At 67.2% G+C, this 26,508-nt stretch carries 24 protein-coding genes; 5 read left to right on the forward strand and 19 right to left on the reverse strand.

Annotated elements, in window-relative coordinates; translation table 11 throughout:
• Positions 1-50: 50 nt before the first annotated feature.
• The 3 genes from ACM26W_RS11330 to ACM26W_RS11340 form a co-directional block, all read right to left on the reverse strand.
• Positions 51-635: a YceI family protein gene (locus tag ACM26W_RS11330; RefSeq protein WP_416140871.1), complete on the reverse strand. Its 585-nt coding sequence runs from the start codon at positions 633-635 to the stop codon at positions 51-53.
• 99 nt (positions 636-734) lie between these two features.
• Complete coding sequence (locus ACM26W_RS11335) at positions 735-1,289, reverse strand: cytochrome b (RefSeq protein WP_416137100.1); 555 nt, start codon at positions 1,287-1,289, stop codon at positions 735-737.
• A 100-nt stretch (positions 1,290-1,389) separates the two neighbouring features.
• On the reverse strand, positions 1,390-2,073 hold the full coding sequence (locus ACM26W_RS11340; protein WP_416137101.1) for a type 1 glutamine amidotransferase domain-containing protein: 684 nt from the start codon (positions 2,071-2,073) through the stop codon (positions 1,390-1,392).
• A gap of 163 nt (positions 2,074-2,236) precedes the next feature.
• Here ACM26W_RS11340 and vapB point away from each other — a divergent pair, with 163 nt between their 5' ends.
• Together vapB and vapC are read left to right on the forward strand one after the other, a co-directional pair.
• Positions 2,237-2,467 (forward strand): type II toxin-antitoxin system VapB family antitoxin, encoded by a 231-nt coding sequence (vapB, locus tag ACM26W_RS11345; RefSeq protein ID WP_416137102.1) that lies wholly within the window; start codon positions 2,237-2,239, stop codon positions 2,465-2,467.
• The gene (vapC, locus tag ACM26W_RS11350) at positions 2,467-2,880 is read left to right on the forward strand and encodes a type II toxin-antitoxin system tRNA(fMet)-specific endonuclease VapC (protein ID WP_416137103.1); all 414 of its coding nucleotides are present in this window, start codon (positions 2,467-2,469) and stop codon (positions 2,878-2,880) included. The genes vapB and vapC overlap by 1 nt, the downstream gene beginning before the upstream one ends.
• A 47-nt stretch (positions 2,881-2,927) precedes the next feature.
• Here vapC and ACM26W_RS11355 read toward each other — a convergent pair whose 3' ends face one another.
• The 14 genes from ACM26W_RS11355 to ACM26W_RS11420 all read right to left on the reverse strand — a co-directional run bounded on the left by ACM26W_RS11355 (position 2,928) and on the right by ACM26W_RS11420 (position 20,821).
• Entirely contained in the window at positions 2,928-4,169 is a 1,242-nt protein-coding gene (locus ACM26W_RS11355; RefSeq protein WP_416137104.1) for an O-succinylhomoserine sulfhydrylase, read from the reverse strand.
• Positions 4,162-5,682: an amidophosphoribosyltransferase gene (gene purF, locus ACM26W_RS11360; protein ID WP_416137105.1), complete on the reverse strand. Its 1,521-nt coding sequence runs from the start codon at positions 5,680-5,682 to the stop codon at positions 4,162-4,164. The genes ACM26W_RS11355 and purF overlap by 8 nt, the downstream gene beginning before the upstream one ends.
• A gap of 81 nt (positions 5,683-5,763) precedes the next feature.
• Positions 5,764-6,327, reverse strand: a complete 564-nt coding sequence (locus tag ACM26W_RS11365) for a CvpA family protein (RefSeq protein ID WP_416137106.1) — start codon at positions 6,325-6,327, stop codon at positions 5,764-5,766.
• Positions 6,328-6,329: 2 nt separating this feature from the next.
• Positions 6,330-7,010 carry an SPOR domain-containing protein gene (locus tag ACM26W_RS11370; RefSeq protein ID WP_416137107.1) on the reverse strand — a complete coding sequence of 227 codons (681 nt, stop codon included), beginning with the start codon at positions 7,008-7,010 and terminating at the stop codon, positions 6,330-6,332.
• Positions 7,007-8,278 (reverse strand): bifunctional tetrahydrofolate synthase/dihydrofolate synthase, encoded by a 1,272-nt coding sequence (folC, locus tag ACM26W_RS11375; RefSeq protein ID WP_416137108.1) that lies wholly within the window; start codon positions 8,276-8,278, stop codon positions 7,007-7,009. The genes ACM26W_RS11370 and folC overlap by 4 nt, the downstream gene beginning before the upstream one ends.
• Before the next feature lie 22 nt (positions 8,279-8,300).
• Positions 8,301-9,323, reverse strand: coding sequence for an acetyl-CoA carboxylase, carboxyltransferase subunit beta (accD, locus tag ACM26W_RS11380; RefSeq protein WP_416137109.1), 1,023 nt, complete (start codon positions 9,321-9,323; stop codon positions 8,301-8,303).
• A gap of 79 nt (positions 9,324-9,402) precedes the next feature.
• Complete coding sequence (gene trpA, locus ACM26W_RS11385) at positions 9,403-10,218, reverse strand: tryptophan synthase subunit alpha (protein ID WP_416140872.1); 816 nt, start codon at positions 10,216-10,218, stop codon at positions 9,403-9,405.
• A gap of 9 nt (positions 10,219-10,227) precedes the next feature.
• Positions 10,228-11,442, reverse strand: coding sequence for a tryptophan synthase subunit beta (trpB, locus tag ACM26W_RS11390; protein WP_416137110.1), 1,215 nt, complete (start codon positions 11,440-11,442; stop codon positions 10,228-10,230).
• Between the two features lie 93 nt (positions 11,443-11,535).
• Positions 11,536-12,210 (reverse strand): phosphoribosylanthranilate isomerase, encoded by a 675-nt coding sequence (locus ACM26W_RS11395; RefSeq protein ID WP_416137111.1) that lies wholly within the window; start codon positions 12,208-12,210, stop codon positions 11,536-11,538.
• Positions 12,211-12,286: 76 nt separating this feature from the next.
• A complete protein-coding gene (locus ACM26W_RS11400; RefSeq protein WP_416137112.1) occupies positions 12,287-13,357 on the reverse strand; it encodes a hypothetical protein in 1,071 nt (356 codons plus the stop codon).
• Positions 13,341-14,552, reverse strand: a complete 1,212-nt coding sequence (locus ACM26W_RS11405; protein WP_416137113.1) for a PqqD family protein — start codon at positions 14,550-14,552, stop codon at positions 13,341-13,343. The genes ACM26W_RS11400 and ACM26W_RS11405 overlap by 17 nt, the downstream gene beginning before the upstream one ends.
• Positions 14,553-15,123: 571 nt before the next feature.
• The gene (locus ACM26W_RS11410; protein WP_416137114.1) at positions 15,124-17,055 is read right to left on the reverse strand and encodes an asparagine synthetase B family protein; all 1,932 of its coding nucleotides are present in this window, start codon (positions 17,053-17,055) and stop codon (positions 15,124-15,126) included.
• Positions 17,056-17,166: 111 nt separating this feature from the next.
• A complete protein-coding gene (gene truA / locus ACM26W_RS11415) occupies positions 17,167-18,081 on the reverse strand; it encodes a tRNA pseudouridine(38-40) synthase TruA (protein WP_416137115.1) in 915 nt (304 codons plus the stop codon).
• Positions 18,082-18,088: 7 nt separating this feature from the next.
• On the reverse strand, positions 18,089-20,821 hold the full coding sequence (locus tag ACM26W_RS11420; RefSeq protein WP_416137116.1) for a FimV/HubP family polar landmark protein: 2,733 nt from the start codon (positions 20,819-20,821) through the stop codon (positions 18,089-18,091).
• Positions 20,822-21,225: 404 nt separating this feature from the next.
• On the opposite strand from ACM26W_RS11420, the gene ACM26W_RS11425 reads away from it, so the two are divergent.
• Positions 21,226-22,422, forward strand: a complete 1,197-nt coding sequence (locus tag ACM26W_RS11425) for a nucleotidyltransferase family protein (protein ID WP_416137117.1) — start codon at positions 21,226-21,228, stop codon at positions 22,420-22,422.
• Between the two features lie 98 nt (positions 22,423-22,520).
• Here ACM26W_RS11425 and ACM26W_RS11430 read toward each other — a convergent pair whose 3' ends face one another.
• Positions 22,521-22,793, reverse strand: coding sequence for a PqqD family peptide modification chaperone (locus tag ACM26W_RS11430; protein WP_416137118.1), 273 nt, complete (start codon positions 22,791-22,793; stop codon positions 22,521-22,523).
• 124 nt (positions 22,794-22,917) lie between these two features.
• Positions 22,918-24,030 carry an aspartate-semialdehyde dehydrogenase gene (gene asd, locus ACM26W_RS11435; RefSeq protein ID WP_416137119.1) on the reverse strand — a complete coding sequence of 371 codons (1,113 nt, stop codon included), beginning with the start codon at positions 24,028-24,030 and terminating at the stop codon, positions 22,918-22,920.
• 177 nt (positions 24,031-24,207) lie between these two features.
• Here asd and ACM26W_RS11440 point away from each other — a divergent pair, with 177 nt between their 5' ends.
• Together ACM26W_RS11440 and ACM26W_RS11445 are read left to right on the forward strand one after the other, a co-directional pair.
• Positions 24,208-25,236, forward strand: coding sequence for a hypothetical protein (locus ACM26W_RS11440; protein WP_416137120.1), 1,029 nt, complete (start codon positions 24,208-24,210; stop codon positions 25,234-25,236).
• Positions 25,226-26,419: a nucleotidyltransferase family protein gene (locus tag ACM26W_RS11445; RefSeq protein WP_416137121.1), complete on the forward strand. Its 1,194-nt coding sequence runs from the start codon at positions 25,226-25,228 to the stop codon at positions 26,417-26,419. The genes ACM26W_RS11440 and ACM26W_RS11445 overlap by 11 nt, the downstream gene beginning before the upstream one ends.
• Positions 26,420-26,508 lie beyond the last annotated feature (89 nt).

Here is a 26,508-nt window from a genome sequence, read left to right on the forward strand (position 1 = left end):
CGCAAACCCCCCGGGCACTGCCCGGGGGGTCGCTGCTGCTTGACGAGGGGTTACTGGCGCACGCCCTCGAGGGTGACGTAGAGCTCGAGCTCGTGCATGACCTCCGGGAAGTCGCTCATGTCGATGCCGAAGTCACCCAGGGTCAGCATGGCGCTGCCCTCGAAGCCGGCACGGTAAGCGCCCCAGGGGTCTTCGCCCTCACCCATCAGGGTCACCGGCATCTCGATCTCCTGGGTCTCGCCCTTGAGGGTCAGCTCGCCGGTCAGGGTGCCCTCGGTGTCGCTGCTCGGCTCGAAGCCGGTAGTGACGAAGGTGGCGGTCGGGTAGTCGCCGGCGCTGAGGAAGTCGTCGGAGAGGAAGTGGCGGTCACGCTCGGCGTGGTTGGTGTTCAGGCTGGTGACGTCGACCTCCATCTCGATGCTGGCGGCCTCGAGGTTCTCCGGGTCGTAGTGGAACTGACCCTCGAAGGACTCGAAGTTGCCGAGGATGTAGGAGTAACCCAGGTGGTTGATCTTGAACTGGACGAAGGCGTGCTGGCCGTCGGTGTCCACCACGTAGTCGGCGGCCTGTGCCTGGCTGACGCCCACCAGGGCAGCGGTACCGAGGGCGGCGGCGATTGCGGTCTTCTTGAACATACTTGTCTTGAACATAACGTTCTCCTTTCCAGTTTCCGTACGGGATTAACGACAAACCGATGTCGAACAAGCTCGCAGGGCGAGTCGGTGGTGTCACGCTCAGGGGCGACGGGAGCGCCCCGGGTTGAGCATGCGAGTCAGGGTGTCCTGACGATCCAGGAAATGATGCTTGAGGGCGGCCAGCGCATGGCCACCGGCCAGCACCATCAATGCGACGGCAGCGTACCAGTGAATCTCGCCGGCGATGCTCTCCTGGTTGGGCAGGCGGCTGATCAGCGCCGGGACCTCGAACCAGTCGAAGACGCTGATGCCGCGTCCACGCGCCGTGGAGATCAGATAGCCGCTGACCAGCACGACCAGCAGCAGCACGTAGATCAGCGTGTGGCCGACATGGGCTGCCAGGCGCTCAATGCGGCTGCCGTGCGCCGCCGGCGAGGGGTTCATGACACGCCAGCCGAGCCTCAGCAGCGTGGCGAACAACAGCAGCATGCCGATGGAGCGGTGCCACCAGGGCGCCAGGTTGTACCAGGTATCGAAATACCCCAGGTCGGTCATCCACCAGCCCAGCGCGAAGAGACCCACGATGGTCAGGGCGCTGAGCCAGTGCAGAACAATGCTGACGATGCCCCAGCCGGTACGGGTATTGCGCCACATGGGGTGGGTTCCTCGCGCTTGGTCGAAAGTCGCAATAGCTTACCGCAGCGCATCATCAGTATCCGCTGAAAAAAGCCGAACCAACCTTTCGGAAAAACCGTTAGCTGGCTAGCGCCTCCAGCAGCAGCTGCGCCGTGGGTGCGCTGGACGCCGGGTTCTGGCCGGTGATCAGCAGGCCATCACGCAGCTGAAAGGGCGCGAAGTCGTCGGCACTGCGCTGGTAGTCTCCGCCCTGTGCCTTGAGGGCATCCTCGAGCAGGAGCGGCACCACGGCGGTGAGCCCCACGGCGTCCTCCTCGCTGTTGGCGAAGCCGGTCACGCGCCGGCCCTTGACCAGCGGCTGGCCATCGGCGGTGCGGGCCTGCAGCAGCACCGTGGGCGCATGGCAGACCGCGCCCACCGGGCGCTTGGCGGCCAGGAAGCCCTCGATCAGCCGCTTGGCGTCGGCATTCTCGGTCAGATCCCAGAGCGGGCCGTGGCCGCCCGGGAAGAAGAGCGCATCGACGTCGCCAACCTGGACCTCGGCGAGCGGCAGGGTGTCGGCCAGCTGCGCCTTGGCCGCGTCATCCGCCTCGAAGCGGCGCGTCTCGTCGGTGAGCGCCTCCTCGGCCTGGGAGTTCGGATCCACCGGGGGCTGGCCGCCCTTCGGCGAGGCGAGGGTGATCTCGGCGCCGGCATCCTTGAAGACGTAGTAGGGGGCAGCGAACTCCTCGAGCCAGAAGCCGGTGGCGTGGCCGGTGTCGCCCATGCGGTCGTGGGAAGTCAGTACCATCAGGATCTTCATTGTTGCCCTCCTCGGGCGCCAGTGTGAATGCATGCCCTGATGAGATGGCCCCGATCCGCGAGAGTTCAAGGGGACGGTGAAGGGGATGGCTCGCCTTGGCCAGACATGCCGCTGCTACCCATCTTGGTATACACTCAAGGGATATACAAACAGGAGACGAGCGATGGAACAAGCCTCCGTTTTCAAGAGCAATCGAAGTCAGGCAGTGCGCCTTCCCAAGGCCGTCGCCCTGCCTGACGACGTCAAGCGTGTCGACGTGATCGCTATTGGCAGAACGCGAATCATCACTCCCGCGGGAGAATCCTGGGACAGCTGGTTCGAGGGCGAGGGGGTAACGCCCGACTTCATGAGCGACCGAGAGCAGCCGGATGATCAGACGCGAGAGTCATTCTGATGCTGAAGTACATGCTGGACACCAACATCTGTATCTTCACCATCAAGAATCGCCCACAACAGGTGCGGGAAGCCTTTCAGCGGCACCATGCCCAACTCTGCATCAGTACCGTTACGCTGATGGAGTTGGTCTATGGCGCAGAGAAATCTGCCGCACCAGAAAGGAACCTCGAAGTGATCGAGGGGTTTGCGGCGCGGCTTGAGGTGCTGAGCTACGACAATGAAGCGGCTGCCCACAGCGGGCAGTTGAGGGCCGAGCTGGCTAGTATCGGACAGCCCATCGGCCCTTACGACCAGATGATTGCAGGCCACGCGCGGTCGCGGGGACTGGTGCTGGTGACCAACAACCTTCGCGAATTCCGCCGAGTGCCGGGACTGCGCCTGGAAGACTGGGTTAGCCACGAGGGTTCATAGCGACGGGAGCACCATGGGCGGTGCTCCAGTGCTTATATGCCCGGCGTTCACACCAGGGCGTCGAGGCCTCTCGCCAGGTCGGCGCGGATATCCTCGATGGCCTCCAGGCCCACCGCCACGCGAATCAAGCCGTCCGTGATGCCGGCGATGGCCCTCTGGTCATCGGAGAGGCGGCCGTGGGTGGTGGTGGCCGGGTGGGTGATGGTGCTCTTGACATCGCCCAGGTTGCCGGTGATGGAGAGCAGCCGAGTGGCATCGATCACCGACCAGGCGGCCTCGCGCTCCCCCTTCCCCGCCGAGCCCTTCACCTCGAAGCCCTTCACTTCGAAACCCAGTACCGCGCCGAAGCCCTGCTGCTGGCGCTTGGCCAGTTCGTGCTGGGGGTGGCTGGCAAGCCCGCTGTAGTGGACCCGCGCCACCGCGGGATGGGCCTCGAGCCATTCGGCCAGGGCCTGGGCATTCTCGCAGTGGGCCTTCATGCGCAGGTTGAGGGTCTCGAGCCCCTTGGTGAAGATCCAGGCGTTGAAGGGGCTCAGGCAGGGGCCGCAGGTGCGCACCACGCCGAACAGCTCCTCGAGTTCCTTGTCGCGGCCCACCACGGCCCCGCCGATCGCCCTGCCCTGGCCGTCCAGGTACTTGGTGGCGGAGTGGATCACGAGATCCGCGCCCAGGGCCAGGGGCTTCTGCAGTGCCGGGGTCAGGAAGCAGTTGTCGATGGCCAGCCACGCCTCATGGCGATGGGCAATCTCGGCCAGGGCTTCGATATCCACCACCTCGGAGAGCGGGTTCGACGGGGTCTCGGCGAACAGCAGCCTGGTGGCCGGCGTCATCGCCGCCTCCCAGGCGGCGAGGTCGGAGAGCTCCACGTAGCGGGTGGTGATGCCCAGCTTGCCCAGGTACTTGTCGAACAGGCTGACGGTGGAGCCGAACAGCGAGCGGGAGGCGACGATCTCGTCGCCGGCCGACAGCAGCGCCAGGGCGGTGGCGAGGATGGCCGCCATGCCGGAGCTGGTGGCCACGCAGCGCTCACCGCCTTCCATGGCCGCCAGGCGGCGTTCGAAGGTGCGTACCGTGGGGTTGGTGAAGCGCGAGTAGACGTTGCCCGGCTCCTCGCCGGAGAACTTGCGGGCGGCCTCGGCCGCACTCCCGTAGACGAAGCTCGAGGTCGGGAAGATCGGCTCGGCGTGCTCCTGCTCATGGGTGCGGTCATGACCGGCGCGAATCGCCAGGGTCTCAAGCGCCCAGTCGGGCTCGGGGGATGAGTGCGGATCCATGGGGGCCTCAGTCATCGATGTCGTCCTGGTTGTGCACGCCGACCAGGGCGTGATCGCCGGCGCTCTGCTGCTGCATGGCGCCATCGCTGCGCGAGGCCTCCAGGGCCGAGAGGTAGGCGTCGTCGATGTCGCCGGTGACATAGTTGCCGTCGAACACCGAGCAGTCGAAGGCGTCGAGGTTGGGGTTGACCTCGCGACAGGCGGTCTTCAGGTCCTCGAGGTCCTGGTAGAAGATGCGGTCGGCGCCGATCAGCTCCCCCACCTCGGCCTCGCTGCGGCCGTGGGCGATCAGCTCGCTGGCCGCCGGCATGTCGATCCCGTAGACGTTGGGGTAGCGCACCGGCGGCGCGGCGGAGGCGAAGTAGACCTTGCGGGCGCCGGCCTCACGGGCCATCTGGATGATCTGCTTGCAGGTGGTGCCGCGCACGATGGAGTCGTCCACGAGCAGCACGTTCTTGCCCTTGAACTCCACGCCGATGGCATTGAGCTTCTGGCGCACCGACTTCTTGCGCTGGGTCTGGCCGGGCATGATGAAGGTCCGCCCGATGTAGCGGTTCTTCATGAAGCCCTCGCGGTAGGTCACCCCCAGATGCTGGGCGAGCTCCAGCGCCGAGGTGCGCGAGGTGTCGGGGATCGGGATCACCACGTCGATGTCGTGCTCCGGCCACTCGCTCTGGATGCGGTCGCCGAGCTTGCGGCCCATCTCCATGCGAGTGCCGTAGACGTAGGCGCCGTCGAGGATGGAGTCGGGGCGTGCCAGGTAGACGTGCTCGAAGATGCAGGAGGTCAGCCGGGGGGCATCGGCGCACTGCTGGGTATGGATCTGGCCATCCATGTCGACGAAGATCGCCTCGCCCGGGTCCAGGTCGCGGTGCAGCTCAAAGCCGCCGACATCCAGCGCCACCGACTCGGAGGCGATCATCACCTCCTGGCCGTGCCCCTCGTCGCGGGTGCCGAAGACCACCGGCCGGATGCCGTTGGGATCACGGAAGGCCACCAGGCCCACGCCGTTGATGATCGCCACCGCCACGTAGCCGCCCTTGCAGCGACGGTGTACCCGGCGCACGGCGTCGAAGATGTCGCCGGGGGCCAGGTGCAGCCCCTGCTTGCCCAGCTCGTGGGCGAAGACGTTGAGCAGCACCTCGGAGTCGGAGCTGGTGTTGATATGGCGCAGGTCCGAGGTGAACAGCTCCTGCTTGAGCTGCTCGGAGTTGGTCAGGTTGCCGTTGTGGGCGAGTGAGATGCCGTAGGGGGAGTTGACGTAGAACGGCTGGGACTCCGCCTCGCTGGAGGAGCCAGCGGTGGGATAGCGCACGTGGCCGATGCCCAGGTTGCCCTTGAGGCGCGTCATGTGGCGAGTGTGGAAGACGTCACGCACCAGCCCGTTGCTCTTGCGCAGCAGGAAGCGGCCCTCATGCCAGGTCATCATGCCGGCGGCGTCCTGTCCGCGATGCTGAAGCACCGTCAGGGCGTCATAGATGCCCTGGTTCACCGCCTGCTTGGCCAGAAGGCCCACGATACCGCACATTCCACCTTACCTCGCTTGCCTGGATCTTGCTGTGAAGAGTCGGGGCGGCACCGGCTGAGCGGGCCACCCGGGATTCATCTGTCAGGGGGGTGTCGCATCATTGCCGGCCGCGTCGTCGCGCCCGGGAAAGGAGATCTCGCTCAGGGAACCGGGGGTCTCGGGCATCCGCCCTTCCCAGGCCTCGAACTGGCTGACCGCCCAGTCGCGCAGCTGCTCGAAGTGGGGCCGCAGCTGGGCGTCGCGCCAGGCCTCGAGCTGGGCCAGCGGCGTCAGGCCGATGACGATGGTGGCCAGCACCAGGATCGCCGCCCCCTTGGCGGCGCCGAAGGCGGCCCCCATGATCCGGTTGAACAGGCCCATGCCGACCCACTCCACCGCGGAGTGGACCAGGCGGATGATGATGCCGCACAGCAGTACCACGCCGAAGATCACCAGCACGAAGGCCAGGACCAGGCGCCCGTCGGGGTTGTCGATCACCCCGGCGAGCAGGTCGGCCACCGGCTGGGCCAGCACCCGGGCGGCCATCAGGGCGATGACCCAGGCGGCGAGGCCCAGGGCCTCGCGAACCAGCCCGCGCATGAAGCCGGTGATCGCCGTGACGGTCAGCAGACCGATTAAGATCCAGTCCAGCCAGGTCAGTGCCATGCTCAATTCCTTGCCCGCACCAGCAGTCCCTGCAGGTTGGCCTGGGACTTGAGCTCGTTCATGGCACGCTCGCCGGCCTCGGAGGAGTCATAGGGGCCCGCATAGACCGTGGTCAGGTTGTTGTCGCGGGGCCGGCTGTAGGCGGGGAAGCCCTGCTCGCGCAGCTGGTTGAGCAATCGCTCGGCGTTGGCCGGCTCGCCGAAGCTGCCCACCTGCACCGCCCATTCACCGCCGGCGGCGGCGGGTGCCGGCGCGGAGGCGGGCTGGCTGGCGCTGGCGCTCTCGGCCAGGCGCTGGTCGGCGGCTCGGGCCAGCTCGGCGATGGGATCGGGCGCCGGTTCGGCTGCGGGCGACGGGGCCTGTTCGGCGGGCGACTCGGCCCGGGCCAGCTGCTCGGCGGCCTCCTCGGCGACCTCACTGACCTCCTCGACGGGGGCCGCCTCGACGGGAGCCTCATCGGGCTGGGACGACGCCATGGGCCCGCCGATCTCTCCGAGGCTGGACGGTGGCTGTGGCTCCGGTACCTCGGTTCGCGGCACCTCCACGGGCTGCTCGATGGTCAGCGCCGGCTGGGGCCGTTCGCTGCGCGGCGCCGGCTCGCTCAACAGCAGCGGTATGAAGATCACTGCCAGGGCGACCACGATCACCGCGCCGCTGATTCGCTCACGCCATCCGTATTTCATCGGGCTACCTCGCTGCCGCTTGTGTCCTGATCAGTCTGACCCGCCCCGGGGCCCTGCGCCAACCACTCGAGCACCTCTCCCACGGTGAAGAAGGAGCCGCATACCAGCACGCGATCCTCCGGCGCCAGGCGCTCGGCCAGCCAGGCGGCGCCCGCGCTGGGCGAGGCGGCGCAGTGGAGCACGGCGGCCCCCTGCCCCGCCAGGCGGCCGGCCAGGTCATCGGCGCTGCGCGCCCGCTCGCCGGCGAGGCTCGCGGTGACCCAGCCGTCCACCACCGGCGCCAGGGAGGCGATCACGCCCTCGGCGTCCTTGTCGCCGAGCATGGCCAGCAGCGCCCAGGTGCGCCCCTGGCACGGCTTGGCCGTCAGGCGCTCGGCCAGGTAGGCGGCGGCATGGGGGTTGTGGCCCACGTCCAGGCACCACTGGCCCAGCCACTGCATGCGACCGGGCAGCCGGACAGTGGCCAGCGCCCGGCGACAGGCCTTGGCCTCGAGCGTCACGCCGGCCAGGGCCAGGGCCTGGAGCGCCGTGGCGGCGTTGTCCAGCGGCAGGCCGGGGTCGGGGAGGCTGTCGTCCCACCTAAAGGCCTCGCCCAGGGCATAGACCGGGGCGCCGAGCTCAAAGGCGACCTGCCGAACGCTGGCGGGCAGCGATGTGCTGCCCAGCACCGCGGGGCGCCCGGGGCGCAGGATGCCGGCCTTCTCGCGGCCGATCTGGTCGAGATCGGTGCCGAGGAAGGCGGCGTGGTCCTGGGCCACGGTGGTGACCACCGCCACGTCCGGGTCGATGACGTTGACCGCATCCAGCCGCCCGCCGAGGCCCACCTCGAGGATGGCGAGTTCCGCCGGACGCCGGGCCATGGCCCACAGCGCCCCCAGGGTGCCCACCTCGAAGTAGGTCAGGCTCACGGGGTCGCCGTCCAGGCGCGCCGCCTCGACGGCGGCGAAGCCCGCCATCAGGGTGGCGTCGTCGGCCTCCTCGCCGTTCAGACGCAGCCGCTCGTTGTAGCGGATCAGGTGCGGGGAGGTGTAGGTGGCGGTGGTGAGTCCATGCGCCCGGGCCAGCGCCTCGAGCATGGCCACGGTGGAGCCCTTGCCGTTGGTGCCGGCCACGGTGATGACCCGGCCGGCGATGGGGCCGTCCAGCAGCCCCATGCGACGGGCGACCTCGGCCACGCGTTCGAGGCCGAGGTCGATGCCGACGGGATGGGCGGCTTCCAGCCGGACCAGCCAGGCGTCAAGGGTGGTGGGCAGCGCTGCGCTACTCATTGGTTCAGCGACGGCCATCGGTTCAGCGACGGCCATCGTCCCGGGCGTCGTCGCCGGGGTCGGGCGTCGCCTCGTCGGCGTCGGGCGCCTGGGCCTCGGCGGGCACCTCGACGCCCTCCTCGGCCAGGGCCTGCTCCGCGGCGTCCACCAGGTCGGGCTCGTCGACGGGCAGCTCGGGGAGCCCCAGGGCGGGCTGATGGGTGAGCTTGCGCAGCACCGCCCCCAGGCGGTCACGCATCTCGCTGCGCCGCACGATCATGTCGACCACGCCATGCTCGAGCAGGAACTCGCTGCGCTGGAAGCCGTCGGGCAGCTTCTCCCGCACGGTCTGCTCGATGACCCTGGGGCCGGCGAAGCCGATCAACGCATTGGGCTCGGCCACGTTGAGATCGCCCAGCATGGCCAGCGACGCCGAGACGCCGCCGAACACCGGGTCGGTGAGCACCGAGATGTAGGGCACGCCGGCCTGCTTGAGCTTCTCCAGGGCGGCGGAGGTCTTGGCCATCTGCATCAGCGAGAAGAGCGCTTCCTGCATGCGCGCCCCGCCGGAGGCGGAGAAGCAGATCAGCGGAATGCCCTCGTCGTGGGCCAGGGTGGCGGCGCGCACGAACTTCTCGCCGACCACCGCGCCCATGGAGCCGCCCATGAAGCTGAACTCGAAGGCCACCACGACCACCGGCAGGCCGTCGAGGTAGCCGCGCATGGCGATCAGGGCGTCCTTTTCGCCGGTCTCCTTCTGGGCCGCGGTCAAGCGGTCCTTGTACTTCTTGGAGTCGCGGAACTTGAGGCGATCGACGGGCTCGACCTCGGCGGCCAGCTCCTCGCGGCCCTCCCTGTCGAGGAACCAGTCGAGACGCTTGCGCGCGGTGAGCCGCAGGTGATGGTCACACTTGGGGCAGACGTTGTGATGCTTGTCGAGTTCGGGCAGGTAGAGCACCGCCTCGCACTTGGGGCACTTGCGCCACAGGCCGTCGGGCACGCTGGCCCGGCGATCCTTGCGCTGGATACGCCCCATGGAGGGCACGATCTTGTCTAGCCAGCTCATGTCAGAAAGGGTTCCGTCATGTGGTCGGCGCCCGACGCTTGCCGGGCGCGTGGGTCGAATCCTGAGGCGAAGGCCTCGCTCAACTCGCGCTCATGGCATCCAGGGCCTGGCGCATCTCGCCGAGCACCGCCTTGAGCTCGCCGGCGATCACCTCGGGGCGATCGGCGTTCTCGGCGATGCGGCTGACCAGCGCCGAGCCGACGATGACGCCATCGGCCACCTTGCCCACCTCGGCGGCTGAGGCGCCGTCGCGAATGCCGAAGCCCACGCACAGCGGCAGGTCGGTCTGTTCGCGCAGCGGTGCCAGGTGGGCGGCCACATCGTCGGCGTCCAGGATGGCGGAGCCGGTCACGCCCTTGAGCGAAACGTAGTAAAGATAGCCTTCGCCATGGGCACATATTGTAGCGGCCCGGGCGCTGGAAGTGGTAGGGGCGACCAGGAAGATCGAGGCCAGCCCGTGGGACTTGAGCAGCGGGCCGAGTTCCACGGCCTCCTCCGGGGGCATGTCCACGGTCAGCACGCCGTCGACGCCGGCCGCGGCGGCCTGCTCGGCGAAGGCGGCCAGGCCGATGCGCTCCATGGGGTTGAGATAGCCCATCAGCACCACTGGCGTGGTGGTGTCGGTCTGCCGGAACTCCTGCACCATCTCGAACAGATGGACGAGGCGCACGCCGTGCTGCAGCGCCCGCTCGCAGGCCTTCTGGATCACCGGGCCATCGGCCATGGGGTCGGAGAAGGGCACGCCCAGCTCGATCACGTCGGCGCCCGCCTCCACCATGGCATGCATGAAGCCCACGGTGTGCTGGGGCGCCGGGTCGCCGGCGGTGATGAAGGGGATCAGCGCGCGGCGGCCCTGGGCCTTGAGGTCGGCGAAGCGTTGGTCGATACGGTTCATCATGGCCCCTTAGATCTCGATGCCGTCGAGCTTGGCGACGGTGAGGATGTCCTTGTCGCCCCGCCCGGAGAGGTTGACGATGATGTTCTGGTCGGTACTCATGCTCGGCGCCAGCACCTTGGCGTAGGCCAGGGCGTGGGCGGTCTCCAGCGCGGGCATGATGCCCTCGACGAGGGTCAGCTCCCGGAAGGCCTCGAGCACGGCATCGTCGTTGGCGGCCACGTAGTTGACCCGGCCCACGTCCTTCCAGAGGGCGTGCTCGGGCCCCACGCCCGGGTAGTCCAGGCCGGCGGAGATGGAGTGGGTATCGGAGACCTGGCCGCCCTCGTCGGACATCAGGTAGGTGCGGTTGCCGTGGAGCACGCCGCGCGGCGCGCCGGAGGAGAGCGGTGCGGCGTGGCGGCCGGTCTCGACGCCATCGCCGCCGGCCTCGACGCCGTACATGACCACCTCGTCATCCTCGACGAAGGGGTAGAAGAGCCCCATGGCGTTGGAGCCGCCGCCCACGCAGGCGATCAGCGCATCGGGCAGCTTGCCGAACTCCTCGAAGGACTGCTGGCGCGCCTCGCGGCCCACCACGGAATTGAAGTCGCGCACCAGCATCGGGTAGGGATGCGGCCCTGCCACGGTGCCGATGATGTAGAAGGTGTCGTCGACGTTGGTGACCCAGTCGCGCAGCGCCTCGTTCATGGCGTCCTTGAGGGTGCGGGTGCCGGACTCCACCGAGATGACGTTGGCCCCCAGCAGGCGCATGCGGTAGACGTTGAGCTTCTGGCGTTGCACGTCCGCCGCGCCCATGTAGACGTCGCACTTCAGGCCCAGGCGCGCGGCCACGGTGGCGGTGGCCACGCCGTGCTGCCCGGCGCCGGTCTCGGCGATCACCCGCGGCTTGCCGCTCTTCTTGGCCAGCAGTGCCTGGCCGATGGTGTTGTTCACCTTGTGAGCGCCGGTGTGGTTGAGGTCTTCGCGCTTGAGCCAGATCTGTGCCCCACCCAACTGCTTCGACCATCGCTCGGCATGATAGAGCGGCGAAGGACGACCCACGTAGTGGGCCAGGTCATAGTCGAATTCCGCCTGGAAGGCCGGGTCGTCGCGAAGACTCAGGTAGGTCTTCTCCAACTCGTCCAGGGCGAAGCTCAGGGTCTCCGAGACGAACCGGCCGCCGTAGGGGCCAAAGTGGCCGCGGGCGTCCGGCAGTCGGGTCAGGTCACTGAACTTGCTCACGAAAGACACCTCACTAGATCGCCAGAAGGCTAAGGGATGGAAAACGGTGATGGCCCGCGATGACAGGCGCCAGGCCCTGACCGGGGGAGCCGATCAGCGGCGCGGCAGGCGCGTCGCGTCCTCTCGCCCCACGGCCGCGAGAAAGGCCGCGATGCGCCGGGCATCCTTGACGCCGGGCGAGGCCTCCACGCCACCCGAGACATCCACCGCAAAGGGCGCCACGGTGGCGATGGCCTCGGCCACGTTGTCGGCGTCCAGGCCTCCGGCGAGGATAACAGGTTTTGCCAGCCCTGCGGGGATTCGGGACCAGTCGAAGGTCTCGCCGGTGCCGCCCGGCACGCCGGGGCGATAGGCGTCGAGCAGCAGCGCCCGCGCCCCGTGATAGGCCTCGGCGGCGGCATGCAGGTCGAGGCCGTCGCGCATGCGCAGCGCCTTGATCCAGGGGCGCCCGACGCCCTCGCAGAAGGCCGGCGATTCGTCACCGTGGAACTGCAGCAGGTCCAGATAGGCGGCGCAGCGCTCGATGAACGCCGGTTCCTGGTCGACGAAGAGCCCCACCCGGGTGACGAAGGCCGGCACGCGAGCGGTCAGCTCGGCCAGGCGCGCCTCGTCCACGGCGCGCTGGCTGCCGGGCCAGAGCACGAAACCCAGGGCGTCGGCGCCGGCCGCCACGGCGGCATCGACGTCCTCGGGGCGGGTCAGGCCGCAGAGCTTGACGCGGGTACGGATAGGAAGGGCAGGCGCTGGCGGCAGGCGGGACTCAGTCATCGGTTACCCAAGTGGTAAGGGGCCATCCCGCCGGAATCCGTCGGCATCGAGGATGACCTGCCCAGCCGGTAGCCGGCTACCGGCTGGGCAGGTCATCCTCGAGTGCACGGTGCAGGGCCGGCAGGTATTGATAGCCGCTAGGATAACACAGGCGCCGGACAGGGACGGTCCCGGCGATCCGGGACAGCAGGTGGAAGCGACTGGCCTGCAGCGTGCCACCGTGGCCGCCCTGCCCGAGGAGCCGACACTCGGCATGGTCAGCGAGTAACTGCGCCAGGAAGGAGTGCCGGACCAGCTGGATCAGGGCCTCCCCCGGCGAAATCGGCTCGATGCTCACGGCGCCCTGTGCGGCGCGCCGTTCGAGCAGAAAGATGGCCGCCACGGGCAGGGCAGTAGAAACCACACTCCCGACGCTTGCCGCCGGCACGCTCAGCTTCTCGAAGGCCGGGTGCACTCTGGGAAGGTCGCCCACCTCGCCCACAAAGCGCCTCACCTGCTCGGGCGTCAGTTTCATCTGCGGGAACCCGTGGCGGCACAGGGGGGTGTCCCCATGCACCTCGAGCGCCGAGATATCATCTGCCAACAGTGGCCACCCCGCCTCCACCAGGGAGGCCACCAGGGTGCTCTTTCCACCGGCGCAGTCCCCGGCGAGTAACACGGCCCTCTCGCTGCCGACCACCGCGCCGGCATGGAGGGCGACACGACCAGAAAGCTCGAGGTAATAGGCCATGACGTGGCCCAGCAGGCAGATCTCGACCAGGTAGTGCAGGGAGGGGTCGGTGAGCTCGCAGCGAATCTCTCTCGGAGAGAGCAGAAAATCCGCAACCCCCGGAAAGCGCATCAGAACACCGTAAGGTTGCGCATAGCACTGGACGGCGCTCTCGCCTTCACGGTTCTTCTCCCGGCTCTGAACCAGGCAGGGAGCGGCCTCGAGTGAACGACACGCCTCCACTCGCACGAGGTGAAAACAAAGGTCGGGGATGCAGCCGGGCTCAGCGTCGGTCATGGGTGTGCGAAAGTCATGGCTGGATTCCAGGCAGAAGCCGAACAGGACATATCGCTTGAGGACGGCAGGTGCCGCGGTCCCCTCATGGCGCAGGCTCACGCTGGCATCACCGCAGCCGCTAGCGTTAGTCGAGGAGTCCATGACCCTTGAGCTCTGCAGTAAAGGCGGCAAGGTCGTCACGCAGGTGTGACGCGTCTATGTCGTAGCGCTCAAGGATCGCCACGGCGGCGCCCTCAAGACTCCCCTGCTCCAGCAGGCTGCGCCATATTTCGGCGGCAACACCCTCCAGGCCAAAACAGGCAGGGGCCTGAGGAGCGCCTGCCGTCAGCCGTGCAACGACAACGCCAGACGCCACCTCGTCCCAGAGCACTCGCTCGGCGGGCTTCCAGGGGCCCGGCCCCTCGGCAAGCAGTCGGATGGGGGAGTGCCCCTCATCAGCCGAGCCGCCCGATGTCGGGACTTGCGCCGCCACACGTCGCTGGAGGCACAAGCCGGGGGGGAGCAGGTTCCAGCCGGATTCGAACCGCTCGGTCGAGGGGTTCCAGAAGTTTGCATCTGGGGTACTCCAGGCAAAGCCGAGATGCTCGGCGAAGCCAACCCAGTAGCCGCTCTCCCCCATCAGCTTACGACGTTCCTCTCGCCACGCGGGATAGGCCTCGCCATAGAGCTCCGGGGCGATGTCGACCAGCGCCTCAGCGTGGAGGCAGGCAACCACGCGGGGCTCCGCCTGCTCGATCGCTCCGCAGAGCGCCGGTACCGCATACAGGGGACAGAAGATGACCCGCCCTACCCTGGTATCGGCCAGATACTGCTGGAAGCGAACGCCCGAGAGAGCGCAGTCATCCACCACCACCAGCGTCTCATCGGAGGAGCCGCCTGCCATGAAGTCGTGACTGACGATCTGATCACGCCTGATGCCCAGGACGTAGGCCAGCATACCGAGCACGATGAGGCCGCCTCGCGGGATGGCAGCGAATCGAAAACGCGAAAGCTGCTCCCGGCCGAAGCGATCGACCAGAAGGTCAGCCAGCCGACACGCCGCCTCCTCGGCAGCGGGATAATCGACATAGCGAAACCTTCTCAGCGTTCGCTCCAGGTGGAGCGCAAGCCCCTGAAGTTGCCGCGCGTCATCCGCCGAAAAACTGCCGATTGCCGCCAGCAAGGGAAAGGGTTGGGCCCGCGCTACCAGCCTAACCTGCCCCAGGCGGTGCCAGAGGGGGTTGGCGACGATCCCCTCGGCCAAGGCAACGAGGGCCGGCCCGACGTCGGCTTGACCTGTAAAAGAAAGAAGCTGCTCGATCTCTGTGTGATCATCGATCAGCTGAAGCGCCCTCACTGAAGCGCTCTCACTGTGCCCGCTGCATCCTTTTCCCGGGAGGACGCGCGCAAGCCGGGAACAGGTGAGCACTCACTTGTATCGGGATGCGCGGCCGCCGGTCTCAGCTTCCACATTCAGAGTCAGCGCACGATACTGCCTGGCGGGTGGGGGGCTGCACCGGGGAATACATCCTGGCCAGGGTTGGTCCGACCTACCAGCGTAATCTCACCAACGGTGCCCCACCGCTTCAGTTGCGGCGCACGATACGGGCGACGAACAGCCGCCGTCTTCTTCGACTGGTTATCCATTTCCGCCTTTCCTCTTTTGGCTTTTGGCTTTTGGCTTTTGGCTCTCGGCTCTCGGCTCTCGGCTCTCGGCTCTCGATTTATGGTTTCGATTTCAACTCTCGAGATGAAGGCCAACATTGCCTTGAAATCCGTACCACCCTGAAAGATTAGGCTGGCGCCCCGCAAGGATCAATGAATGCTCAGGATGGTTCTTCGCTGGTACTTATTCATCATGGATCGCCCTCAGGCCAGGATGAAAACACCCGACGAGTCGGGACAGGGAAGGACAGGATGGCCGGCGGTCAGTCCCAGTAACGTCGCAGCCATAGCTCCAGGGAGAGCGTCGACCAGAGGTCGAACATCGGTGCCTCTCCCCTGGCAAGCCGCTCGAACCGGTCACGAAAGCGCCTCTCATCCACGTATCCGAGCTGGGCACAGCGGCTACCGCTCATGAGGGAGAGCACGGTGCCGTAGGCCTTCTCGCACACCGCATGGCGGTAGAGCGGCTCCGGTGACACCTTGCGCGCCGCCCGGATCGCCTCCGCCGGCATGATGGAGTGCATGGCGCGTCTCGGTAGCCGCTTGGCTTCGGTAAGCCGCGAAATCAGATGCTGGGGACAGGCAAGCACAAACTCCGCGAGGCGCCTGTCGCTCCACGGGTCGGCAAAGCCCAGCCCGACGCCTGCGCTGAGTCGTTCGGCATACATCATCACCCGCATCACCAGCGGAGAGTAAACACACCGATAACGCTCACGCGCCGCATGGTTCGACCAGGCCGCCGCTTCGAGCTCAATCGGATCATGCAGCGGCAGTCCCGCTCGCCGCAGCAGGTCACCCGATACGTGGGGTTCGGCGCGCTCGGCCGGCCCGACCCTGGCGCCCCCCTCCGTGGCGTCACCCCTGCCGGCGAGGCGTCGTCTCAAGTCCGACGCGAAGCGGTGCTGGCCGACCCTCACCCAAGTCGGCAGCACGCCGCTCAAGGCTGGCGCGACAAGATAGCGCTGGAGAGCACTCCATCTGGACACCCCATGGACACGGGACAGACTTCCCAGCTCCCGACGCGCCTCCCTGAAGAGGCCGTGGCGTACCAGACCCGGCACATCATCCACCCCGCCGCCGCACATCATGTCGCCGCGGTTGCCGTAGAAGATGACCGACGCCCTGTCGGCCAGCGCTGCCGCAAGCACCGCATCAATGAATGGCTGGTACATGCCGACAAAGGGGTCATCCTCATGGGGGCCATGGTTCGGGTAATCGGCCAGGGGATAGGTGGATTCGGCGGCGATCTCCTGGACGGGTATCCCGTAACGATCGGCGATGCGGTAGATATTCTCGCGCTCGTCGCACTCCGGAAAGTCGGTGAAAGCCCAGCTGTAGGCCTGCAGGGCAGGCAGCGATTCTCCCTCCTCGCGAAGCCAGCCGGCAATCGAGGCGACGCTGCCCGAATCCATGCCTCCGCTGAGGCTGATGGCCACCGGCGAGCGGGCGCGCAGCCTGCAGCGCACGGAATCGATCAGCAGTTCGCGCATCTGGTCGGCATAGTCGCCTTCTGCACGATAGCGAAGACGCCTGGAAGGGTCGGGACGCCAAAAGATACGCTGGCGCATCTGGCCGGCAGCATCGATGGTGACTTCCTCGGCCGGCCGGACTTCGCTGATCCCCTCGTAGAAGACGCAGCCTGCCGGCACCTGCATACCCGCAAGGTGCCAGGCCACTGCCTGCTCATTCAAGCGGCGCGGCACCCCCCCGGCTACCAGGATCTGCTTGAGCTCGGTGGCAAACAGCACGCGGCCCGGTTCGACGCGGTAGTAGAGAGAACGCATTCCCATGGCATCACGAGTCAGCCGAAGCTCCCGACGCCGGCCATCCCAGAGAGCACAGGCAAAGTCTCCCAGGAGCCGCCCCGCGGCCAGGTCAGCATGGCTGCGCAGGGCCGCCAGCATGACCTCGGAATCGGTGCGCGGGTCAGCGCCAGCCTCGACCAGGTCTCCGCGGTTATCGAGGCGTGCATCGGCGGCAAACACCATCTGCCGCCCTGCATCAACGACGGGTTCGCACCTGCCCGTGCCATCCGGCGTGGTATCGAGGGAGAGGCAGGCCATACCCACCGCCCCCTCGAGGTGGTAATGGATCCCGTGGGGCCCGCGATAGACCACAGACCTGACCATCTGCTCGAGCGCCGAGCGCTCGACCTGGGCCCCATCAAGATGAATGATACCGCAGATGCCGCTCACTCCAGGCCGGCCCCCCGGAAGGTCAACGCTCCTGAGCTCGAGGGTAGCAGAAGCGCTCAGGGCACGCGTTGGGAGACGGGAAGAAGGCCGCTCCGGCAGGCGTGGCTGGGCTCAGCCTTGACCCTCGGCCACCGGTCGGCCCCGGCGGAACTCGACCATGGGACAGTCGGGTAGTGATCGCTCGCCGGTCCACTCGCCGAGAAAGGCCAGCAGGTTGGGACCCAGCGGCTCCCGGGGCAGGCCCCAGCTGTCGTCGTAGAGGGAATCGACGAAGTGCAGGCCGCAAGCGGGCGCGGTGACGTCGCCCAGGGTGCGATCCTTCAGCGCCATCAGGTCGGTCAGGTAATCGTCGCCGCGCTCGCCGCGGCCCACCCTGACCAGGGCGCCGACGATATTGCGGATCATGTGGTGCAGAAAGGCGTTGCCCTGCACGTCCACCACCACCAGCGGGCCGTGACGGTGCACCTCGATGAAGTGCAGGTGGCGCCAGGGGGTCTTCGACTGGCAGCCGGCGGCACGGAAGCTGGAAAAATCGTGCTCCCCCACCAGGGCCTGGGCGGCGCGGTGCATGGCATCGGCGTCCAGCGGGTCGCGGCACCAGGTCACGTTGGCGCGCTCCAGCACCGGGCGGCTGGGCTGATTGAGCAGGATGTAGCGATAGCGGCGGGCCAGGGCCTTGAAGCGGGAGTGGAAGGTCTCGGGGACCTCCTTGACCCAGCGCACGGCGACGTCCCGCGGCAGGTTGGCATTCACGCCGAATACCCAGGCCTTCTGGGATCGCGGCACGGGCGGGTCGAAGTGGATGATCTGGCGGGTGGCATGCACCTTGGAATCGGTGCGGCCGCTGGCATGGACGCGAATCGGCTGGCCGGCCACCCTGGCCAGGGCGTCCTCCACCGCGCCCTGCACCGAGGGCGAATGCTTGAGGAACTGCCAGCCACAGTAGGCGCTGCCGTCATACTCGACCCCCATGGCCAGGCGTCCGGCCAGGGGGGTGCGATCATCCAGGAGTGTAAAGAGGGTCATGCGGCGATCAGGCATCCAGTCGTCTGAGCAGCGCCGCCGCCTCGTCGCGGATGGCCGGGTCGTCGCTGCGGCTCAGCTCGTTGAGCAGCTCGCGGGCCCGACCGCCCTCGCCGGCCTCGACCCGGCGATGGGCCTCGGCCAGACGCTCCGGGGCGGCGCTGGAAGAAAAACCACCATTATCCGCTTCGAGGGGCGGGAAGGAAACCTCCTCCACCTCCCACTGCGGGGGCAGCGCGTCGTCGGCATCATCATCAACCGCCTCCGGGCGATCATTATCGGAGGTGAAATCGATGCTGGGCTGCATGGGGGTCTCTTCCCTGGGCGCCGGCGAGGGGCTCAGAGCCGGCGGGCGGTAGTCGATGATCTCGCGGCCATCCTCCAGGCGCCGGGTAGCCACCTCGACCGGCTCAGGCTCGGCGGGCGGCGGCTCGACTGCGGGCGGCGAGGGGGGACCCCCGGGTTCCGGGCGACGATAGGCGTTCGTATCCAGGACCTCGCGAGAGGGGCTGGCAGCGGGAGGCGCGTCGACCGGAGCCGTGTCATCTGGAGCCGTGTCATCTGGAGCCGTGTCATCTGGAGCCGTGTCATCTGCCGTTTTGTCTTCCGCGTCATGCGCCGGCGAGCCAGACGCTGCGTCGGCGGTCTCGTCGAAGACCCGTGGCGGGAGCTCGGCCGGCTGGTTGAACACCGCGCGATCCGCAGCGGAAGCGGAAATACCGGTGGCACCAGCGACACCGGCGGCACCGGCGACACCAGCGGTACCATCGGTACCATCGGTACCATCGGTAGCCGGCGTCAGGCCGTGACGGCTGAGCAGGCGCTCCACCTCCTCTCGCACGGCGGGGTTACCACCCTCGCGCAGCCGGGTGGCCTCGCGCTCCACCTCCTCGCGGCTACCCTGCTCCAGGTGCACATTGAGCAGCTTGAGACGCAGGTCGTCACGCTCCGGCTCTCGGGCCAGGTTCGCTTCGAGCAACTCGCGGGCCTGATCGTAGCGGCCATAGGCCATGAAGATATCGGCCTCGCTGATCGCTTCGGCCTGCGGGAGCGAGCCCTGTACCGAGGGTGCGGGCGACACGGCCGGCGCGGCGGCGGGGCTTGCGGCCTCGGGTTGACCGGGCGCCCGGGCGCCCGGCACGGTGACGCGCACCGGCCCGACGCCGACAGGCTCGGCGTCTTCCTGACGGCGACGGCGGCGCACCGCGAGCCACAGCGCCAACAGCGCCGCCAGGCCGGCGCCCCCCAGCATCAGGTTGCGATCGATATCGCCCTGATAGACGGCACCCCACCAGGGGCGCTCCTCCGCCAGGCCCCCGGGGGACGCGATACCGCCGGCGCCCGGCCCATCCGCACCGGCACCACCGGCGGCGAGCGCAGCGAACTGCTCGCGCAGCACCGCCATCTCGTCACGCATCTCCGAGAGCTCATCCTGCAGCTGATCACGCTCCTCCCGCACCGTCTGCAGCGTCTGCTGATTCTCGAGCCAGCGGGCCTCGAGGCGCAGCAGGCGGTCGTCGCTGGTCAGCTCGCCGTCGCCGTAGAGCGCGGCCAGCAGGTCGGGGTCGACCATGACCTGGGCAGAGCCCGAGGTCTCGCCGTCCTCGGCGGCGCCAGCGCTGGCATCCTCACCCAGGCCTTCGCTGGCAGGGTTGTCTTCAAGGCCTTCGCTGGCAGGGGCGCCCTCGGCCGCCAGCTGGGCATCGGTGAGCAGGGTGAGCCGCGGCGTCTCGGGGGCCCCCTCGGACTCGGCGACGGCGACCGGCTCAGGCGCTTCAGGCGCTTCGGCCGTCGGCTCATCGGCCGGAGACGGGGGAGCCTCCGGCGGCGAGGCAACCGCCGCTTCGACCGGTGCCGCTTCAGTCAGGCCCGCTTCAGTCAGGCCCGCTTCAGTCAGGCCCGCCGCGGGCTGGCTGGCCGCCGGGCTGCCCAGCGCCACCCGTGCCGGCGCACCGCCGCCGCGGTTGGCCCAGGCCCGGTTCATCTCCGCGACGATGCGATCGGAATCTGCCGCGGCGCGAGCAGCAATCGCCTCCCGGCTCGGCACCACCAGGCTGAAGCCGGCGCGCATGGCATTGATATTACCGGAGGGGAAGGTCTCGGGATTGGCCTCCACCAGGGCCACCATCATCTGGTTCATGCTGATGCCGCTGTCCGGGCGCAGGCGCCCGGCCACGGCCCACAGGGTGTCGCCACTGCGCACCCAGGACGGATCGCCGCTGCCGGCGGGTGCCGCGGAGGGACGAGGCGCCGTGACCTGCGCCGGCGCAGCATCACGGGGCGGCGCCGAGACGCTGACCGGAGCGGGCGCGGGGCGGCGACTGCCCGCCACCAGGGCGGGCATCTGGTCGTAGTCCGGGGGGTCGAGCAGCAGGGTGACCTCGCGCAACTGCTGGCCGCCCGGCCAGTCGAAGCGCAGCAACAGGTCCACCCAGGGCTCGCGCACCGGCCGTTCGGTGGTGAGCTCCACCACCAGGCGACCCTGGCGCTGCTCAACCGCCAAACGCACGCTGACCGCCAGCGGAGTCCGCGGCAGGCCAGCCGCGGCGAAGGCGCGCTCATCGGCCACCGAGACGTTGAGCAGCCCGGCCTGGATCCCCCCTGCGTCGGTCAGCGGTAGCGTGGCACGCAGTGGGGCGTTGAGCGTCGAACGAACGTCCGCCTCCCCCAGCCCCAGAGCCAGCGCCAGAGGGCTCGCGGCGGAAAGCGAAAGCAGCATGGCGAGTGTCAGCTTGCGTTTCATGGAGGTCCCTTGCATCCGTCGGCTGGACCGCGCGTCAATCCCGCGGCACCGATGCCATGTCGTAGTGGCGTTGTGGTACCTATGTACCATATTCGCCGTCTCGACGCGCCTGGACGGGGTCATGCCAGTCCTCGTGCCTTCAACGTAAGCCATTGATCCGGGTCTGGCGAATCGAGGTGTCACGCATCGGAAACGGGGCGCCCGTGAGTATCAGTCCGGCCCACTCCCCATCACCAGCAATTTCATGCTTGGTGGCCCAGCCGTTGCCCTTACATTGTAGTTACATCGCAGACAACAAGATTCGAGAGAACGTCGGCGCCAAGTCAGGTCACGAGAGGGAGCGCCGCCACCAGTGCCGAAGGACCCGATTGCAACTCCGCCATGTAGACCTCCAGGAGTGGATCATGAGCCACACCTCCGCTGCTCTGCCGCTGCCGCTGCGGCTGTTGTTTCTTCTCGCCAGGCTCGAGTTATCGGAGGCGCAGCGCCAGGAGGTCCTCTCACTCTGCCAGCGAATCACGGACTGGGGGGAAGTCACTCGCCTTGCGCGCAATACCTATGTGCTGCCGCTGGTCTATCAACACCTGAGCCAGCTGGCTCCCAGTTCGATCTCCGCCGACGATATGGCACGCATGCACCAGGCAAGCCTGACCATCGTGGCGTACAACCTGAAGACCCTGGCGGAACAGAAAAGGCTGATTCAGGACGTACTGACTCCCCTGGCCATTCCCTACCTATGCTTCAAGGGACCTTCCCTTGCCTGCCGCTACTACCCTGACCCCGGCCTACGCTACTGCGGCGACATCGATGTCCTGGTCCCGCGCGAGCGGCTTGCCGAGCTGCTCGAGACCGCCCTCCGGCTGGGATACCGCCCCAGCGAGCCCGAAGCGCTGAGTGCCCAGAGGGAAGCGCTGGAGTTTGCGGCTCGTAAGCTGCCTGTCATCAATCTCATCACGCCCGGCGAGGTCGAGATCGAATTTCACAGCCAACTAGACAGGAAGGCCGACATCTACGATACGGACGAGCTTATCGGGGAGCGAGAGGCACTAACCGTGGGCGAGACTACCCTCTGGGTCATGCCCACAGAGGAGCTGTTTGTCTATCTCTGCCTACACAATACCCGCCACTGCTGGTCGAACCTGCACTGGTTAGTCGATCTGGATGCCATTCAGCGCCACCCCGACTTCAACCTGGAGGCCATCCGCGCCTGTGCGCAAGCACGGGGCCTCTCCACTACCCTCGAGGCGAGCCTGGAACTCTACCAGCGGCTGGGCGTGCCGGGCACCGAGGGCGACGACTGCCCATTGAGTCCACACGGCAAGGCCCTCCATGAGGCCTGCCTTGCCACCCTTCTCGGCGGCAACGAGGTCGAAACGGAGTACCGCAGAAAGCGCCCGGCCCCGGATTTCGCCTTCAGCTGGCAGACAACGCCCACCTATCAGATGTCCTGTCGCCTGTGGCGACTCAAGAAGAGCTTCATGCCCAGCTACAACGACTATGCAGCCTATCCCCTTCCGCCCCGCTGGCAGTGGCTGTATTACCTGACGCGCCCCTGGCGGCGGCTCTACAAGCGGGTTGTACCAAGGAGCCTCTCCCAGTGACTCGCCCCACGCCCTGAGTGCGATGAAGGTCCGCTCGGGCGGCCCTCCAGTCCCACCAATAACGCGACGGGGGACGCGAAGGGCTCGAAACAGCGGCTTCAGCACACCCTGACCAACCCCTCCGCCTCGAGATGTTGCAGAAATTCGAGCACGTCACGCTCACAGGTTTCAGGGTCGATGGAGTACTCCATCACAACCTGGTCACAGACACTGGCAACGCTGACCTCATCCTGAATCAGTTCCCAGATGCGGGCACCCACCTCCTGGGCCCCATAGTAGATGCCCTGCCTGGCGCTGAAGAGCACCAGCTCATCTCCCATCCTTGAGGTGAGCATCGACGGATCCCTCTTCACCCTGGTAGCCGTGTTCATGACACCTGCCCTCCTTCGCGCCCGGCGAGTCGGTGTTGCGCGCAACGTAAGGGGGCGCCTCCCGCAGGAGGCGCCCCGCCCTGATCAACCCGGCCGGCACAGCCGTAGCCGAACCGTACGGCGCTTACTGCTCGCGCAGGATCTTGAGCATGCGCTTGAGCGGCTCGGCGGCGCCCCACAGCAGCTGGTCGCCGACGCTGAAGGCGGAGAGGTACTCGCCGCCCATGGCCAGCTTGCGCAGGCGACCCACCGGGACGGTGAGGGTGCCGGTGGCGGCGGCCGGCGTCAGGTCGCGGATGGTGGCCTCCTTGTCGTTGGGCACCACCTTGACCCAGTCGTTGTGCCTGGCCAGGCGATCCTCGATCTCGTCGAGGGGTACGTCCTTCTTGAGCTTGATGGTGAAGGCCTGGCTGTGGGAGCGCATGGCGCCGATGCGCACGCAGAGCCCATCGATGGGAATCGGGTTGTCCTGCAGGCCGAGGATCTTGTTGGTCTCGACGCTGCCCTTCCACTCCTCTTTGCTCTGGCCGTTATCGCGCTTGACGTCGATCCACGGCAGCAGGCTGCCGGCCAGCGGTGCTCCGAAGTTCTCGGTGGGGAACTCACCCGAGCGCATCGCCGCGGTGACCTTGCGGTCGATGTCGAGGATGGCGCTGGCCGGGTCGGCGAGCTCATCGGCCACGCTATCGCGCAGGCCGCCCATCTGGTTGAGCAGCTCACGCATGTGCTTGGCACCGGAGCCGGAGGCCGCCTGATAGGTCATGGAGGTCATCCACTCGATCATGTCTGCCTCGAACAGGCCGCCCAGGCCCATCAGCATCAGGCTGACGGTGCAGTTGCCGCCGACGAAGGTCTTGGCGCCCTTCGCCAGCTGGGCGTCGATGACGCTCCGGTTGACCGGATCCAGGATGATGGTGGCCTCGTCCTCCATGCGCAGGGTGCTGGCGGCATCGATCCAGTAGCCCTTCCAGCCGCCGCTGCGCAGGTCGCCGTAGACCGCCTTGGTGTAGTCGCCGCCCTGGCAGGTGATGACGACGTCCAGCGCCTTGAGCGCGTCGAGGTCGAAGGCATCCTTGAGCGGAGGCACATCCACGCCGACGTCGGGGCCGGCCTGGCCGACCTGGGAGGTGGTGAAGAAGACCGGCTCGATGCCGTTGAAGTCCCCCTCTTCCACCATGCGCTGCATCAGTACCGAGCCCACCATGCCGCGCCAACCAACGAAACCGACTTTCAACATGTGAAGTCCTCCAATAAGCAAGTGTAGGGAACATTATACACGAGCCTCCTGGCTCGGGCAGCTGGCCGCCGGACTACGGAGTCCCTACACCGGGACTGACAGTTTTCATACTTGGTATGGCGGGCCCAGCGTTTACAGTGTATTTACACAAAGACGAAGCTGAGGCACAGACCGGTCATGCCAGGCATCAGAATTCTCCCCGCACAGGACATCGCGCCTGAACAATCCACGCCGGACAGGCGCCTACGCCCTTCTGCTGCCATTCCCTACCGATACTACACCACCTATGGACTCAGGATCGGGTCACAGCTGGCGCTTCCAGAGCTCGATACACTGCCGCCTGATACCGATCCCGACATTCTGATTCAGGTCGGCGAACTGGAAGACCAACTGGAAGCGGCCCAGGTCATCTCGCCATGGCTTCAGTGCAGCAGCAACCGCTGCCAGTTTCTCCTGGACCACATCGCGCGCTATCGCGTCGAGCAGGGCAACGGTATCCGCATCGACCGCCGACTGATACCCGCCTGCGGCTCAAGGGTTGACGAGGGGGATCTGCGCGTCTACCTGCTGGGAAGCGCCCTGGGCGCACTGCTCCACCAGAGACACTGGCTGCCCCTGCATATCAGCGCGGTACAGACCCCGGCTGGCGTCTGGGGCTTCACAGGAGACTCCGGGGCAGGCAAGTCAACGCTGGCCGCCTGGCTGCATTATCGCCATGGCTGGAAGATGGTCAGCGACGATGTCGGGGTGATCAAGCCCGAGGAGGCGAACGCCACCCTCTATCCGGGCCCCCGACGCCTCAAGCTGTGGAAGGACGCCCTGGAACGCCTGGGCATCGATCGCCAGGGGCTGGTCCGGGACCTGACACGCACGGAGAAATTTCATCTGAACCGACATCAGGGCTTCACGCACACCTCGGAACCCCTGCGAGCGCTCGTGATGCTGGAGCGAGTTCCCGCCGATGAGAAGGCCTCCATCGAGTTAGTCGAAGGGGTCGAGGCCTTCAGGATCGTCATGTCGGCTCTCTACCTGCCGGAGTGGGGGCAACGCTTCAATGGTCCTGCCAGGCTGATGGAATATGGCACGGATCTGGCGCGGCGAATCCGGGTCTATCGCTACCGGCGGCCATGGTCACTGGAAAAGGTCGAGGAGAGCCTGACGCCCCTGATCCAGCACATCCAGGATGGAGCGGGACATGCCAGCTGACCTCCATCCACCCGATGCCATTCTTCGATTGCTGATATTACTCGCCAGGCTGGAGCTCTCCGAGGCTCAGCGAGAGGCGGCCCTGGCCCTGTGCGCCAGCATCCAGGCATGGCCCGAGGTGGCACGCCGTGCGGAGAGGCAGCTGGTGCTGCCATTGGTGTATCACCACCTGCACGAGCTGTCGCCACCGACACTCTCGCCGGCCGATGCGGCGCATATGCGTCAGCGGGCCCTGAGCCTCGTTCAGCATAACCTGCTCGTCGCCGGCGAACAGCAGCGCCTGGTTGGCGAGATACTCGAACCCCTGGCTATTCCCCACTTCTTCTTCAAGGGGCCGGCCCTGGCGGCCCGCTACTATGATGAGCCGGCCATGCGCTCCTGCCGGGACATCGACCTGCTGGTGCCCCGCCACCGCTGTGTCGAGCTGCTGGAATTCGCCCTGCAGCACGGCTATCGCCCCCTCGACCCGGAGCCCCTGACCCCCGACAGGCAGAGCCTCGCCTTTGTCCTCCGCGCCAAGGACGTGGTGACCCTTGCCTCCCCCTCGGGCGTCTGCCTCGAGGTCCATCATGAGTTCGACCGAGGCGCCGGGATCTACCAAACCGACGCACTCCTCGACAGCCGGGTTGCCCACCGGGTCGGCGATGTCCTGCTCTACTCCATGCCGACCAGCGAGCTGTTTGTCTACATCTGCCTGCATCACACGCGCCACTACTGGTCCCACCTTCACTGGCTGGTCGACCTGGATGCCATCCAGCGCCATCCTGACTTCGATGCGGCGGCGGCCTACGCCTGCGCCGAGCGCCGAGGCCTGGTGTCCACGTTCAACGCCTGCCTGGAAATCTATCGGGCACTCGCCGCCCCCGAGCCCGAAGAGTCATCACATCTCAGCCCGCGCAGCCGCGAGATGCTCGAGGCCTGCTTCATGACGCTGCAGGGCGGGCTCGAGGCCGAACTGGCCCTGCGCCGCCAGCGCCCCGCCCGAGAGTTCGGCTTCGCCTGGCAGACGACCCCGGCCTATCGATTGGAGAGCCGGCTCAGAGAATGGGTCAGTCCCTTCCGGCCGGGTTATATCGATTACCAGTTCCTGCCCTTGCCATCCCGCTGGCAGTGGCTCTACTACGCCATTCGCCCCTACCGCGCCCTGCTCAAACGCAGCCGCATTCGGTGGCCCGCACGATGATGCCTTCCCCACGAGCCCTCCTGGAACCGCTCGGCACCCTTCGCCGGGTACTGCCGCTGCTCTGGGCCAGCAGCAGCAAGTGCGCCCTG

The sequence above is a fragment of the Halomonas sp. HK25 genome (genome assembly GCF_047795635.1).
GTDB lineage: Bacteria > Pseudomonadota > Gammaproteobacteria > Pseudomonadales > Halomonadaceae > Halomonas.